The following is a 13466-nucleotide window of genomic DNA, read 5'->3' as shown; positions in this document are numbered from 1 at the left end:
AACTTGCACCACCTGACCAACAGCCCGGCACACCCCAGCCCGCCCGGCACGTTTCAGCCCGTCCGGCGCTTGAGGACGAGGCGCGAAGCGCCGATTCGAGGGCGGACCGTCCCACCCGAAGGGAACACCCACCCCCGGGGCCCAGGGGCGGAGCCCCGGTTTCGGGAAGGGGCGGGACTGGGGAATGCCCCGCAGGGCCCACCACCCCGCACCCGACACCCCCCCAAGGACCCCCATGAAAGACGCCTTCGGCACCCCCCAGTCCCTCCTGATCCTCGGCGGCACGTCCGAAATCGCCCTGGCCACAGCCACCCGCCTGGCAACCCGCAGAACCCGCAAGATCTGGCTGGCAGGCCGCCCCTCCCCCGCCTTGGAGAAGGCGGCCCAGCAACTCCGCGACCAGGGCGCGGACACCACCACGATCCCCTTCGACGCCCTGGACGCGGAGTCCCACGCCGACACCCTCGGCACCCTCTTCGCGGAGCACGACGTCGACATGGTCCTGCTGGCGTTCGGCATCCTGGGCGACCAGGCGAAGGACGAGGACAACCCCTTGGCGGCGGTCAGGGTCGCGCAGACGAACTACACGGGGGCGGTCTCAGCGGGCCTGGTCTGCGCCCGCGCCCTCCAGACGCAGGGCCACGGCTCCCTGGTGGTCCTGTCCTCCGTGGCGGGCGAACGCGCCCGCAGGGCCAACTTCATCTACGGCTCCAGCAAGGCGGGCCTGGACGCCTTCGCCCAGGGCCTGGGCGACGCCCTGCACGGCACGGGCGTGCACGTCATGGTCGTACGCCCCGGATTCGTACGGTCGAAGATGACGGCGGGCCTGGAGGAGGCGCCGATGGCGACGACGCCGGAGGCCGTGGCAGAGGCCATCGAGACGGGCCTGCGCCGCCGCTCGGAGACGGTGTGGGTCCCGGGGGCACTGCGCGTGGTGATGTCGGCACTGCGCCACGTACCGCGCCCGGTCTTCCGCCGCCTGCCGGTCTGAGACCTCACGCCCGAGGAACAACCCCGCCTCAGGGCTCGAACACAGCCACCACAGGCAGCACCAACGGATTTCCGCTCTGCATCACGTACACCTTCCCGCCGCCCACGAACCGCTTCGTCCCGGGCACCCGCACCACCCCCTCGAACCACAGCTGCTGCTTGCCGCCGGAGGTGACCGCGCCGGTGGCGGGCAGCCGCTGCCAGGGGACCTTGCGGCAGGAGCCGTCGGCGGTGCGGAAGCGGTGGCGTTCGAGGAGGAGGCCGCCCGCGCCGTCGTGCGCGACGGGCGGCCGGGACAGGCAGGGGTCGGTGTCGGCGTCCGGCTCCTGCCGCCAGCGGGCGCCGTCCCAGCGGAGCAGGACGCGCTCGGTGGCGGGCCCGGTCGGCGTCTCGCCGTGGTCGAAGGAGTGCACGCCGTACGCCCACACCTCGTCGCGGGACACGGCGAGCACCCCGTCGAGGGAGGCGCCGGGCTCCGGCGGGACGGGGTCGGGGAAGCGGAACGCGGGCGTCGGCGTGAGCTTCCAGGCGCGGGCGCGGGCGTCCCAGCGCATGGCGGCGGGCTGCGTCTGTTCGCCCCCGGCGCCGCCCACGCCGGGCCCGCTGTCGCGGTACCCGACGGCCCACACGTGGTCCCCGGAACTCCCGTCGAGCCTGTTGGCGACGGCGGGCAGCGAGGTGGCGGTCCAGCGGGCGCCGTCCCAGTGCGCGGCCCGGCCGCCGACGAGCGCCCACACGTCGTCGGGCGCGAAGGCCCTGAGGCTGCCGACGGCGCCCTCGACGGGCGGCTTCGGGACGGCGCGCCAGCGGGTGCCGTCCCAGCGGGCGATGCGGGAGCCGCCCGCGGGGGCGACGCCGTGGAGCCACACGTTGTCGGGCCCGGACGCGTCGAGCCGGGGCTGGGAGACGCGTCCGCCGAGTGCGGCGGGCAGCGGGGTGCGCCGCCACGTGGTGCCGTCGTAGCGCAGGAGGTAGGGGTCGGGCCGGGCCACGCCCTGGTCGGTGCCCGCGGCCCAGATGGCGTCGTCGGCGGCTGCCGCGACGGCCTCCACCGTGCCGCTGCCCCGCTTGTCGATGTGGACGATCTTCCAGGAGCCCTCGGCGGACCCGGTCCCGCCCGGGGCGCGCGAGCGGTCCGCGTCGCCCGCGGAGCCACCGCCGTCCCCGCCGCACCCGGCCAGGAGCAGCACCCCGGCGATCGCGCTCACCACGGCTCTGTACGCCTTCACCGAAGCCCCCCGTCCGGCACCACTCGGGTCCTTCCGGGTCGCTCCCGATGTCCTCCCGAGCCCCGCCCGGTCAGCGGGCGGGCAGCGTACCCCGCGCGGCGGGGGCGCCCGCCTGCGGGGGAACCGTCGTCCCTCCGAAGACGAATTCGCGCAGCTTGCGCCAGACGCCGTCGGCGCCCTGCTCGTACAGCGCGAAGCCGGTGCAGGGCCACTCGGCCTCGTACTCGGCGAGCTCTTCGTACGCCCGGTCCATGGCTTCTTCGGCGATGCCGTGGGCGACGGTGACATGCGGGTGGTACGGGAACTGCAGTTCCCGTACGAGCGGACCTGAGGTGTCGCGGACTCTCTCCTGGAGCCACGAGCAGGCCGAGCCGCCCTCGACGACCTGTACGAAGACAACGGGCGACAGCGGCCGGAAGGTTCCCGTCCCGGAGAGCCGCATCGGGAACGGCCGCCCGGCGGCGGCGACCGCCGTCAGGTGGTCCTCGATGGCGGGCAGCGCCCCGGACTCCACCTCGGTCGGCGGCACCAGCGTGACGTGCGTGGGGATGCCGTGGGCTGCGGGGTCCCCGAAGCCGGCGCGCAGCTCCTGGAGCAGGCTGCCGTGTGGCTCCGGGACCGCGATCGACACACCGATCGTTACGGTCCCCACGTCGTACTCCTGTCGTCGTGTGGTGGGCAGGGGTCGCCGCCGTGCCGGACGGCGGGGTCGTGCTCGGTCGGGTCGCTCCGGGTGGAGCTCAGTGCTTGGCGGGCAGGAAGCCCACCCTGTCGTACGCCTGGGCCAGGGTCTCCGCCGCGACGGCACGAGCCTTCTCCGCGCCCTTGGCCAGGATCGAGTCGAGCGTCTCCGGGTCGTCCAGGTACTCCTGGGTGCGGTCCCGGAAGGGGGTCACGAACTCGACCATGACCTCGGCGAGGTCGGTCTTCAGCGCACCGTAGCCCTTGCCGGTGTACTTCTGCTCAAGTTCCGCGATACCGGTGCCCGTGAGCGTGGAGTAGATGGTCAGGAGGTTGCTGACGCCCGGCTTGTCCACGGGGTCGTACTTGATCACCGTGTCGGTGTCGGTGACCGCGCTCTTGACCTTCTTCGCGGTGGCCTTGGGCTCGTCGAGCAGGTTGACGAGGCCCTTCGGCGTGGACGCCGACTTGCTCATCTTGATCGCCGGGTCCTGCAGGTCGTAGATCTTCGCCGTCTCCTTGAGAATGTACGGCGAGGGGACCGTGAACGTCTGCCCGAAGCGGCCGTTGAAGCGCTCCGCGAGGTCCCGGGTCAGCTCGATGTGCTGGCGCTGGTCCTCGCCGACCGGCACCTCGTTGGCCTGGTAGAGCAGGATGTCCGCGACCTGGAGGACCGGGTACGTGAACAGGCCCACCGACGCGCGGTCGGCGCCCTGCTTGGCCGACTTGTCCTTGAACTGCGTCATGCGGCTGGCCTCGCCGAAGCCGGTGAGGCAGTTCATGACCCAGGCGAGCTGGGCGTGCTCGGGGACGTGGCTCTGGACGAACAGCGTGCAGCGCTCGGGGTCGAGCCCGGCGGCGAGGAGCTGGGCGGCGGCGAGGCGGGTGTTCGCGCGCAGCTCGGCCGGGTCCTGCGGGACCGTGATCGCGTGCAGGTCCACGACCATGTAGAAGGCGTCGTGGGACTCCTGCAGGGCCACCCACTGGCGGACGGCGCCGAGGTAGTTGCCGAGGTGGAACGAGCCTGCGGTGGGCTGGATTCCGGAGAGCACGCGGGGTCGGTCACCGGCGGGGAGGCGGGGACGTTCAGAGGCCATGCTCAGCATTCTCTCAGGTGTCGCCCGTTGGTCGGGAACTGGTGCGTGACGGGTGGGAACCGATTCGGTCCGGGCGGTGTACCAAGAGTGTGAGTGCACGGGGGAAGGCTCTTCGGGAGGCTCCGGGGAGCCCGGAGGGGCGGGCGCTGGAGGGGGACGGCATCGGCGTCGACGAGGCGGCGGTCATCGCACGGGTGCGCGCCGGCGAGCCGGAGGCGTACGCCGAGCTGGTGCGCGCCTTCACTGGCGTGGCGCTGCGCGCGGCGGCGGCCCTCGGCGCGGGCTCGGACGCCGAGGACGTGGTGCAGCAGTCCTTCTTCAAGGCCTATTGCGCGCTGGGGCGGTTCCGGGACGGCTCGGCGTTCAAGCCGTGGCTGCTCGCGATCGTCGCCAATGAGACGAGGAACACAGTGCGTTCGGCGGCGCGACAGCGCTCGGTGGCGGGCCGCGAGGCCGCGCTGACGGAGCCCGAGCCACTGATAGCGGAGTCGGCGGACCCGGCCGTGGCGGCCCTGGAGCGGGAGCGCAGGGCGGCACTCCTGGCCGCCCTGGACCGCCTGGGCGAGGACCACCGCCTGGTCGTGACGTACCGCTATCTCCTGGAGATGGACGAGACGGAGACGGCCCAGGCCCTGGGCTGGCCGAGGGGCACGGTGAAGTCCCGGCTGAACCGGGCCCTGCGCAAGCTGGAGCGACTCCTTCCGGAAGGGGGTGAGGGGAGGTGAGGGGCATGGATGACGCGGACGGCACGGACGACGCCGAGGGCACGGACAACGCCGAGGGCGCTGAGGGCGCGGAGGGCGCTGAGGGCGCGGGGCGTTCCGGTGGCGCGGGGCTGCCTGCGGAGCTGCGGGCGCTGGGGCGTTCGCTGGACCGGCACGCGGGCGAGGAGACGATGGTCGAGCGGGTCCTCGCGCAGATATTGGCTGAGGGAGCCGCGGTCCCCGCGCCCGAGCCGCCGGGCCGGGGCGAGCGGATCCGCGAGGGCCTGCGGCGCGCGCGGCGGGGGCTGCGGGCCCGGTGGCGGGCGGTCGTCGCGTCCGTGTGCGGCCTGCTGACCGTGCTCGCGCTGACACCTCCCGTGCGGGCGGCGGTCTTCGACTGGTTCGACTTCGGCGGGGTCGAGGTGCGGTACGACCCTTCGCCGCCGCCGTCCGGAGCGCCCGTGCCGGAGTGCGGGGCGCCGTCGGTGTCCCTTGCGCGGGCCGAGCGGGAGGCCGGGTTCCGGCCGGTCGTGCCGGGGGCGCTCGGGGAGCCGGACGCGGTGGTGGTGACGCGGGAGCCCGCGGGGCGCTCCCTGATCACGCTGTGCTGGCGCGAGGGCGGCGGGACGGTCCGGCTGGACGAGTTCCCGGCCCCGCTCGACCCGGGCTTCACGAAGCTGGTGCCGGGCATGCCCGAGCGGATCGACCTCGGCCGCGGCACGGCCCTGTGGTTCGCCCGCCCGCACCGCCTTGAGCTGTGGCTCCTGGACCCGGACGGGGCGAGCTGGAAGCGGGCGGTGCGGCCCGCGGGCCCGACGCTGCTGTGGACGGACGACCGGCGGCTGACGCTGCGGCTCGAAGGGGTGGCGTCGAAGGCGCGGGCGGTGGAGATCGCGAAGTCGGTGCCGGGGAGCGGTGCGGGGACGGGGCCCGGGGCGAGGACAGGTTCCGAGGAGGGGACGGCGCCCGGGAATTAGTTCGGATCGGGTGGCCGTGGAGTGGAACCCGCGAGGGCCGGGCGGTGTACCAGAAGTGAGGCGGCGCGGAGGGACCGTGCCGGGGAGCCGCAGGGGGTCGGACATGCGAACGGCAAGGGGACTGACCGGGCTGGCCGCGGCGCTGGCCGTGGTGCTGTGGTGCGCGCCGTGGGCGGCGGCGGGCGGGCCGACGAGCGTGCTGCTCACATCGCCGGAGAGCGCCGAGACGGCGTCGTTGTACAGAGAGGGGAAAGAGGGGAAGCGCTATGCCGAGCTGGAGACCCTGCTCGGCCCCACGGCCGAGGGTGAGCGCGAGCAGCCGCCGGGCCTGAGCCTCGGCGCCACCCGCCAGATCAATGTGACCTGGCTGGTGCACGACGTGCGGCCGTGGCGGGTGGACCGGGTGTATCCGGAGCCGTCGGCGGCGAAGGACGCGGCGCTATGGATCCACACGTCGACGGACCCGGAGACGATGAACGGGTTCTGGCACAGGTCCCCGGACCCGTCGGCCCTGCGGTCCCTCCTCAAGGATCTGGGCCTGATGGCCAAGCTGTCCGAGCGGAATCACGCGGGCATCCGCCCGAGCGAGGCGGCGCCTGCGGTGCCCGAGAGCCCGGCACCGGCCAGGGCGGCGGCCCCGGACACGGACGGCGCGGGTAGTGCGGACGGCCGGGGCTCCGGCGGCGGGGACGGCTCGGCCTGGCACTGGGCGATACCGAGCGCGGCGGCGGGGGCGGCGGCCGGAGCCGCCGTGATGTACCGCCTCCGCCGCCGCGACCACGGGGAGGAGCCCCCGCGCCAGGAGCTGCTCGACGCCTGAGCCGTCCGCGCGCGGACCCGTCCCCCGCGCGGAGCCGTCCGCCGCCCGGGAGCCGCCCGCGCCGGGCCGGTCCGGCGGTGGGCAGGCCCGGTCAGGCCGTGGGCAGACCGGGGGCCGGGAAGGCGGTCATCAGCTCGGCGACCTCGCCGCGGATCTTCAGGAGGGCGTCCTCGTCGCCGGTCCCGGCGGCGCGGACCCCGCGGTCGATCCAGTCGGCGACGGCGGCCATGTGCTCGGTGCCGAGTCCGCGGGACGTCAGGGAGGGGGTGCCGATGCGGACGCCGGAGGGGTCGAACGGCTTCCTGGGGTCGTAGGGGACGGTGTTGTAGTTGACGACGATCCCGGCGCGGTCGAGGGCCTTCGCGGCGACCTTGCCGGGGACGTCCTTGGAGGTGAGGTCCATCAGGACGAGGTGGTTGTCGGTGCCGCCGGAGACGAGGTCGAAGCCGCGGGCGAGGAGGGCTTCGGCGAGGGCCTTGGCGTTGGCGACGACGGCGTGGGCGTAGCTGCGGAAGGAGGGTTGGGCGGCTTCGTGGAGGGCGACGGCGATGGCGGCGGTGGTCTGGTTGTGGGGGCCGCCCTGGAGGCCGGGGAAGACGGCCTTGTCGATGGCCTTGGCGTGTTCCTCGCGGGCCAGGAGCATGGCGCCGCGGGGGCCGCGCAGGGTCTTGTGGGTGGTCGTGGAGATCACGTCGGCGTACGGCACGGGTGAGGGGTGGGCGCCACCGGCGACGAGTCCGGCGATGTGGGCGATGTCGGCGACGAGGACGGCCCCGGACTCGCGGGCGATCTCGGCGAAGGCGGCGAAGTCGATGGTGCGGGGCAGGGCGGTGCCGCCGCAGAAGATCAGCTTGGGCCGTTCCTTCAGGGCGAGTTCACGGACGGCGTCGAAGTCGACGAGGCCGGTGTCCTGCCGCACGGCGTACTGCACGCCGCGGAACCACTTGCCGGTGGCGGAGACGCCCCAGCCGTGGGTGAGGTGGCCGCCCATCGGCAGGGCCATGCCCATGACGGTGTCGCCGGGCTCGGCGAAGGCGAGGTAGACGGCGAGGTTGGCCGGGGAGCCGGAGTAGGGCTGGACGTTGGCGTGGTCGGTGCCGAAGAGGGCCTTGGCGCGGGCGACGGCGAGGCGCTCGACCTGGTCGATGTTCTGCTGGCCCTCGTAGTAGCGGCGGCCCGGGTAGCCCTCGCTGTACTTGTTCTGCAGGACGGTGCCGGAGGCTTCGAGGACGGCGGTGGAGACGTAGTTCTCGCTGGGGATCAGGCGGAGGGTGTCGGCCTGGAGGCGTTCCTCGGCGGTGACGAGGGCGGCGAGTTCGGGGTCGGTGGCGGTGAGGGCGGGGTGCTGGTGGGCAGAGGTCTGCTGGTGGGCAGGGGTTTGCGTCATGGCGTCCTCCGGGGCGAGCGGTGAGATGTCCGGTCGTGGTCCCGGGGTGCCCAGGCGGGCGGCACCTCGAAGGGGTTGCCTCGCACGGCTTCCCCAGGGTCGTTTCCCTGTGCGCCAGTCGCCGTGCTGTGAAAAACCAGCCTATCGGGCACTCCACTGTGTCGTGGTCCTTCGTCCATGCCCTTCGTCGAGGATGCGAGCGACGATAGGACAGGACACGTACCTGTCCTGTCAGGTCCTGTCCCGTACCGGAAGAACGCGCACCGCGCCGTGAACAGCCGGAAGAAAGCGCACAACGACGTGCGCACGCGAGAAACGGAGCCCCCGTGACTGCTACGGAAGACCTCATCGCCTCGGCCGAAGCGCACAGTGCGCACAACTACCACCCGCTGCCCCTCGTGGTCGCCTCGGCGGAGGGCGCGTGGATGACGGACGTGGAGGGCCGTCGCTATCTGGACATGCTCGCCGGGTACTCGGCGCTGAACTTCGGGCACGGCAACCGCCGCCTGATCGAGGCGGCCAAGGAGCAGCTCGAGCGGGTGACGCTGACGTCGCGGGCGTTCCACCACGACCGGTTCGCGGAGTTCTGCACGCGCCTGGCCGAGCTGTGCGGCAAGGAGATGGTGCTGCCGATGAACACGGGCGCGGAGGCCGTGGAGACGGCGGTGAAGACGGCCCGGAAGTGGGGATACCGGATCAAGGGGGTGCCGGACGGCCGGGCCAGGATCGTGGTGGCGAGCGACAACTTCCACGGCCGTACGACGACGATCGTCAGCTTCTCCACGGACCCGGAGGCCCGCGCGGACTACGGCCCGTACACGCCGGGTTTCGACATCGTGCCGTACGGCGATCTGGACGCGCTGCGCGAGGCGGTCACGGACGACACGGTGGCGGTGCTCATCGAGCCGATCCAGGGCGAGGCGGGGGTCCTGGTGCCGCCGCCCGGTTATCTCCCCGGCGTCAGGGAGCTGACCAGCGACTACAACATCCTGTTCATCGCGGACGAGATCCAGTCGGGGCTCGGCAGGACGGGCCGGACGTTCGCGTGCGACCACGAGGGCGTGGTGCCGGACATGTACGTCCTCGGCAAGGCGCTCGGCGGCGGGGTGGTGCCGGTGTCGGCGGTGGTGGCGGACGCGGACGTGCTCGGGGTGTTCCGGCCGGGTGAGCACGGGTCGACGTTCGGCGGGAACCCGCTGGCGTGCGCGGTGGCCCTGGAGGTCGTCGCGATGCTGAACACCGGCGAGTTCCAGCAGCGGGCGACGGAGCTGGGCGACCATCTGCACGCCGAGCTGCGCCTCCTCGTGGGCTCCGGCAAGGTCACGCAGGTGCGCGGGCGCGGCCTGTGGGCGGGCGTCGACATCGACCCGGCGCACGGCACGGGCCGGGAGATCTCCGAGAAGCTGATGGACCTCGGGGTCCTGGTGAAGGACACGCACGGTTCGACGATCCGGATCGCGCCGCCGCTGGTGATCAGCAAGGAGGATCTGGACTGGGGTCTTGATCAGTTGCGGGCGGTGCTCGGGTAGTTCGGGGGCGGGTGGGGGCTCGGGTGCGGAGACCCCCACCTCAGCCCCGGGCTCCCCGGGGACGGGGGCTATCTGGCGGCCCCTGTGGTGCTCTTCTCGTACGCGGTCTCGTACGTCGCCTCGTACGCCGTCTTGTACGCCGTCTCGAAGGCCGTCGGGTCGAGGGCCGTGCGGGCGCGGGCGGCGGCGCGGTCGACGTCGGTGTGTTCGGCCGGGGGCAGTGGGGAGTTCTCGGCGGCGCGGAGGGCGGCGGCCTCGCCGAGGAGGGCGGCGGCGTGGAGGTGGTCGCCGGCCAGGGAGCGGGCGCCCGCGAGGCCTTCGAGGGCGAGGGCCACGGCCCGGTTGTCGCCGGTGCCGCGGGCGACGTCCAGGCCCTCGCGGTGCAGGGCCTCGGCGCGCGGGGCGTCGCCGCGCTGCTCGGCGACGTAGCCGAGCTGGGCGAGGATCAGCGCGTTGCCGGAGTCGACGCCGAAGCGGCGGTTGAAGTCGAGCCAGCGCAGCAGGTGGTGTTCGGCGGTGTCGAGGTCCCCGCGGCGGCGGGCGCCGAGGGCCAGGCCCACCTCGGCGAACTGCTGCGCGGGCCGGTGGGACTGGCGGACGGCGATGCGGGCGGCCCGTTCGTGGTACGCGGTGGCGCGGGTGTCGTCGCCGGTGAGGAGGGCGAGGCGGCCGAGGCGGGACAGGCGGAAGGAGACGTCGATCCAGAGTTCCAGCTCTTCGGCGATGGCCATGCCCTCGTGCTGGAGGCGGGCGGCCTCGTCGTAGTCGGCGGCGATCTCGGCGAGGATGCCGAGCTGTTCGGAGGACTGCAACTGCCCCCAGCGGTCACCGAGTTCCGCGAAGAGGGCGGCGCTGCGGGTGGCGTCGGCACGCAGGGCGGGCAGGTCGCCGGAGTACACGGCGCGGGTGGCGCGGACGCTGAGGGTGGCGGCCTCGCCCCAGCGGTCGCCCGCGGCGCGGAACTCGTCGAGCAGCGCGTCGACGCGGGCCGCCTCCTGCTCGGTGCGCTCGAAGCCGCAGCGGGCGAAGGCGAGCAGCCAGCGGGACCGGGGGGTGGCGCCATGCGCGGGCCCGCCGCCCTCGGGTGCGGCTCCCCCGGGGTCGCAGTCCGCGCCGTACGCGCAGGTCTCCTCGCCGGTGAGGAGGCTGAAGGCGCCGAGGGCGGCGGAGGCGGTGGCTCGGGCGCCGCTTCTGTACGGGGTGCGGTCGTCGTGCGGGGTGCCGTCCCCGTGGCGGGTGCCATCCCCGTGCCGGGTGCCATCCCCGTGCCGGGTCCCGTCCCCGTGCCGGGTGTCGTCGCTGAGCGGAGTCCCACCCCCGTGCCAGGTACCACCCCCGTACCGGGTCCCGTCGCTGTGCCGGGTGTCGTCGCTGTGCGGGGCCCCGTCCCCTTGCCGGGCCCCGCCTCCGTTCCGGGCGCGCTCAGGGTGCGGGCTGTGCTCCGGGTGCTGGCGCAGGGCAAGGCGGAGCCAGCGTTGGGCCTCGCTGAGGCGGCCGCGCAGGAACCAGTACCAGGTCAGGGAGTTGGCCAGGCGGAGGGTGAGGGCGGGGTCGGGGCGGGTGGTGGACCAGTCGAGGGCGGCGCGGAGGTTGACCGTCTCGGCGTCCAGGCGGCGCAGCCAGCGGCGCTGGTCGGGGCCCGTGAGGGCGGGGGCGGCGCGTTCGGCGAGGTCGGCGTAGTGGAGGGCGTGGCGGTGGCGCAGGTCGGCCGACTCGCCTGCCTCCGCGAGGCGTTCGAGGCTGTAGGCGGTGACGGACTCCAGCATGCGGTGGCGGAGGGTGCCGTCGGGGGCGGGGCCCGCGGGGGCGAGGAGGGAGCGGTCGGCGAGGCGGGTCACCAGGTCGAGGACGGAGGTGGTGGCCGGGGCGTCGGCCTGGGCGGTGGTGCCCGTGTCCCCGGTGTCGGGCAGGGCGAGGACGCCCAGACCACCGGAGTCGGCCCAGGCGGTGCCGTCCGAGTCCCGGGAGGCCACCGAGTCCCGGAAGGCTGCCGAGTCCCGGGAGGCCACCTCTTCGCCGAGTACGGCCTCCGCGCTCTCCAGGGTGAAGCCGCCGGAGAACACGGCGAGTCGGCGCAGGGCCAGGCGTTCCGGGGCGGTGAGGAGTTCCCAGCTCCAGTCGATCATCGCGCGCAGGGTGCGCTGGCGGGCGGGGGCGTCGCGGCGGACCTGGTTGAGGAGGCGGAAGCGGTCGTGCAGGCGGTCGGCGAGGGCGTGCACGCCGAGGGTGCGGACGCGGGTCGCGGCCAGTTCGACGGCCAGGGGGATGCCGTCCAGGCGGCGGCAGATGAGGGCCGCCGCCTCGCGGTTGTCGTCGTTCAGGGTGAAGTCGGGGGTGGTGGCCCGGGCTCGTTCCGTGAAGAGGCGCAGGGCCTCGTCCTCGGGGAGCGGGGCCACGGGTTCCAGGATTTCGGCGGTCAGGGCCAGGGGTTCCTGACTGGTGGTGAGGATGCGCAGGTGCGGGGCGGTGCGGAGGAGGTGGGTGACCAGGTCGGCGACGGGGTCGAGGAGGTGTTCGCAGTTGTCGAGGACGAGCAGGGCTTGGCGTTGCGCCAGCGCTTGGGCCAGGGGGTTGCCTTTCCGTGGGACGGCTTGCGTTGATCGGCCTTCGGCCTCGTCCTCAAACTCCCCCAAGCTCTTAAGGAGCAGGGAGGGGCCCCCACGACGGGCTGAAACACCCTCGGCCTCGGACGCCGCGTGGGCCGAGGCGTCCTCGCGGATTCCCAGTGCCGCCGCCACCGTCTCGGCCACACTCCCCTTCGTTCCCGCGAGTTCCACCAGCCAGGCGCCGTCGGGGAGTTCGTCGGCGTGGTCGGCGAGGAGCGTGCGGGCCGCCTCCAGGGCCAGGCGGGTCTTGCCGACTCCGCCGGGGCCCGTCAGGGTCACCAGACGCGTGGAGCGGACCAGGTCGCGTACGCGGGACACCTCGGCGTCGCGGCCGATGAGGTCGGTGATGTGGGCGGGCAGGTTGGTGCGGGGCTGGGCCGGGGGTGCGGAGGGCTGGGGGCGGGGCGTGGGCTGCGGCGCGGACGGGAGCGAGGACGGGGGTGCGAGGGACGGGTCCTGGCGAAGGATCGCCGCGTGCAGGGCGGTGATGTCGGGGCCCGGGTCGATGCCCAGGTCGTCGGCCAGGCGGTGGCGCAGGTCGTGGTAGGCGTCCAGGGCCTCGGTGGGGCGGCCTGCGCGGTAGAGGGCGCGCATGTGGGCCGCGCGGAGGCGTTCGCGCAGGGGTTCGCGGGCGACGAGGTCGGTGAGGTCGTCGGCGAGGAGGGTGTGTTCGCCGAGGTCGAGGCGGAGTTCGGCGAGGGTTTCCGTGGCGGTGAGGCGTTGCTCCTCCAGGCGGGTGGCTGCCGCCCGCGCGAATTCGGCGTCGCGGAAGTCGGCGTAGGCGGGGCCTTTCCAGAGTTCCAGGGCGGCGGTCAGGAGGGACGCTTTGGTACGGGGGTCCGTGGCGTCGGCGTCGGCTTGTCCGGCGGCGCCCACCTGCCTGTCGGCGCCCACCTGCCCGTCGGCGCCCGTCCGTCTCTCGGCGCCCGCACGCCCGTCTCCGTACGCCCGCGAGGTCAGCTCGACGAACCGGTCCGCGTCCGTCGCCCCCTCCGCCACGGCCAGGCGGTAGCCCGACGGGCCGTGGGCCACGAGTTCGCGGCCGCCCGGTCCGGCAGCCGCCAGGGCTCGGCGGAGTTGGGAGACCTTGGTCTGGAGGGAGTTGGCCGGGTTGGACGGGGGGCGCTCGCCCCATAGTTCGTCGATCAGTGTGTCCGGAAGGGCGGGGCGGCCTCCGCGTACGAGGAGTGCGGCCAGGAGTGTGCGGACCTTCGCCTCCGGGACGGGGATCGGCGTCCCGTCGCCTGCGCGCACCACCAGTGGGCCCAGCACCTCGAATCGCATGGGGCCACCGTATGTGGGGCCTCGCGGCGCGCCCCAGGCCCACCCCTTTCCCGAAACCGGGGGCTGCCGCCCCCGGGCCCCCGCCCGTCCTCATGGGGCTTCGCCCCTCTCCCCCTCATCGGCCTCCGGCCTCGTCCTCAAACGCCGGACGGGCTGAATTGG

At 73.9% G+C, this 13466-nt stretch carries 10 protein-coding genes and 1 riboswitch; of the genes, 5 read left to right on the top strand and 5 right to left on the bottom strand.

Features of this window, described 5'->3' with window-relative positions:
* The first annotated feature begins 235 nt into the window (after window positions 1-235).
* Window positions 236-991, top strand: coding sequence for a decaprenylphospho-beta-D-erythro-pentofuranosid-2-ulose 2-reductase (gene dprE2 / locus OO63_RS21095; RefSeq protein ID WP_030360800.1), 756 nt, complete (start codon window positions 236-238; stop codon window positions 989-991).
* 28 nt (window positions 992-1019) lie between these two features.
* Here dprE2 and OO63_RS21090 read toward each other — a convergent pair whose 3' ends face one another.
* The 3 genes from OO63_RS21090 to trpS form a co-directional block, all read right to left on the bottom strand.
* A complete protein-coding gene (locus tag OO63_RS21090) occupies window positions 1020-2198 on the bottom strand; it encodes a beta propeller repeat protein (RefSeq protein ID WP_234311312.1) in 1179 nt (392 codons plus the stop codon).
* Window positions 2199-2289: 91 nt separating this feature from the next.
* Entirely contained in the window at window positions 2290-2871 is a 582-nt protein-coding gene (locus OO63_RS21085) for a 2'-5' RNA ligase family protein (RefSeq protein ID WP_030360798.1), read from the bottom strand.
* Between the two features lie 88 nt (window positions 2872-2959).
* On the bottom strand, window positions 2960-3997 hold the full coding sequence (trpS, locus tag OO63_RS21080; protein ID WP_051811049.1) for a tryptophan--tRNA ligase: 1038 nt from the start codon (window positions 3995-3997) through the stop codon (window positions 2960-2962).
* A gap of 146 nt (window positions 3998-4143) precedes the next feature.
* On the opposite strand from trpS, the gene OO63_RS21075 reads away from it, so the two are divergent.
* The 3 genes from OO63_RS21075 to OO63_RS21065 all read left to right on the top strand — a co-directional run bounded on the left by OO63_RS21075 (window position 4144) and on the right by OO63_RS21065 (window position 6498).
* Window positions 4144-4722 (top strand): RNA polymerase sigma factor, encoded by a 579-nt coding sequence (locus tag OO63_RS21075; protein ID WP_051811048.1) that lies wholly within the window; start codon window positions 4144-4146, stop codon window positions 4720-4722.
* A gap of 5 nt (window positions 4723-4727) precedes the next feature.
* Window positions 4728-5678 (top strand): hypothetical protein, encoded by a 951-nt coding sequence (locus OO63_RS21070; protein WP_234311311.1) that lies wholly within the window; start codon window positions 4728-4730, stop codon window positions 5676-5678.
* A gap of 103 nt (window positions 5679-5781) precedes the next feature.
* Window positions 5782-6498 carry a hypothetical protein gene (locus tag OO63_RS21065; protein ID WP_030360794.1) on the top strand — a complete coding sequence of 239 codons (717 nt, stop codon included), beginning with the start codon at window positions 5782-5784 and terminating at the stop codon, window positions 6496-6498.
* A 91-nt stretch (window positions 6499-6589) separates the two neighbouring features.
* On the opposite strand, the gene OO63_RS21060 is transcribed toward OO63_RS21065, so the two are convergent.
* On the bottom strand, window positions 6590-7885 hold the full coding sequence (locus OO63_RS21060; RefSeq protein WP_030360793.1) for a serine hydroxymethyltransferase: 1296 nt from the start codon (window positions 7883-7885) through the stop codon (window positions 6590-6592).
* A gap of 41 nt (window positions 7886-7926) precedes the next feature.
* Window positions 7927-8017: riboswitch (ZMP/ZTP riboswitch) on the bottom strand.
* 194 nt (window positions 8018-8211) lie between these two features.
* On the opposite strand from OO63_RS21060, the gene rocD reads away from it, so the two are divergent.
* Window positions 8212-9414, top strand: a complete 1203-nt coding sequence (gene rocD / locus OO63_RS21055) for an ornithine--oxo-acid transaminase (RefSeq protein ID WP_030360792.1) — start codon at window positions 8212-8214, stop codon at window positions 9412-9414.
* A 68-nt stretch (window positions 9415-9482) separates the two neighbouring features.
* Here rocD and OO63_RS46855 read toward each other — a convergent pair whose 3' ends face one another.
* Window positions 9483-13304: an AfsR/SARP family transcriptional regulator gene (locus OO63_RS46855; RefSeq protein ID WP_051811041.1), complete on the bottom strand. Its 3822-nt coding sequence runs from the start codon at window positions 13302-13304 to the stop codon at window positions 9483-9485.
* Between the last annotated feature and the right edge of the window lie 162 nt (window positions 13305-13466).

The organism is Streptomyces alboflavus (assembly GCF_000716675.1).
GTDB lineage: Bacteria > Actinomycetota > Actinomycetes > Streptomycetales > Streptomycetaceae > Streptomyces > Streptomyces alboflavus.
Note: the sequence above shows the minus strand (reverse complement) of the source record. Positions and strands in the feature narration are given on the sequence as shown.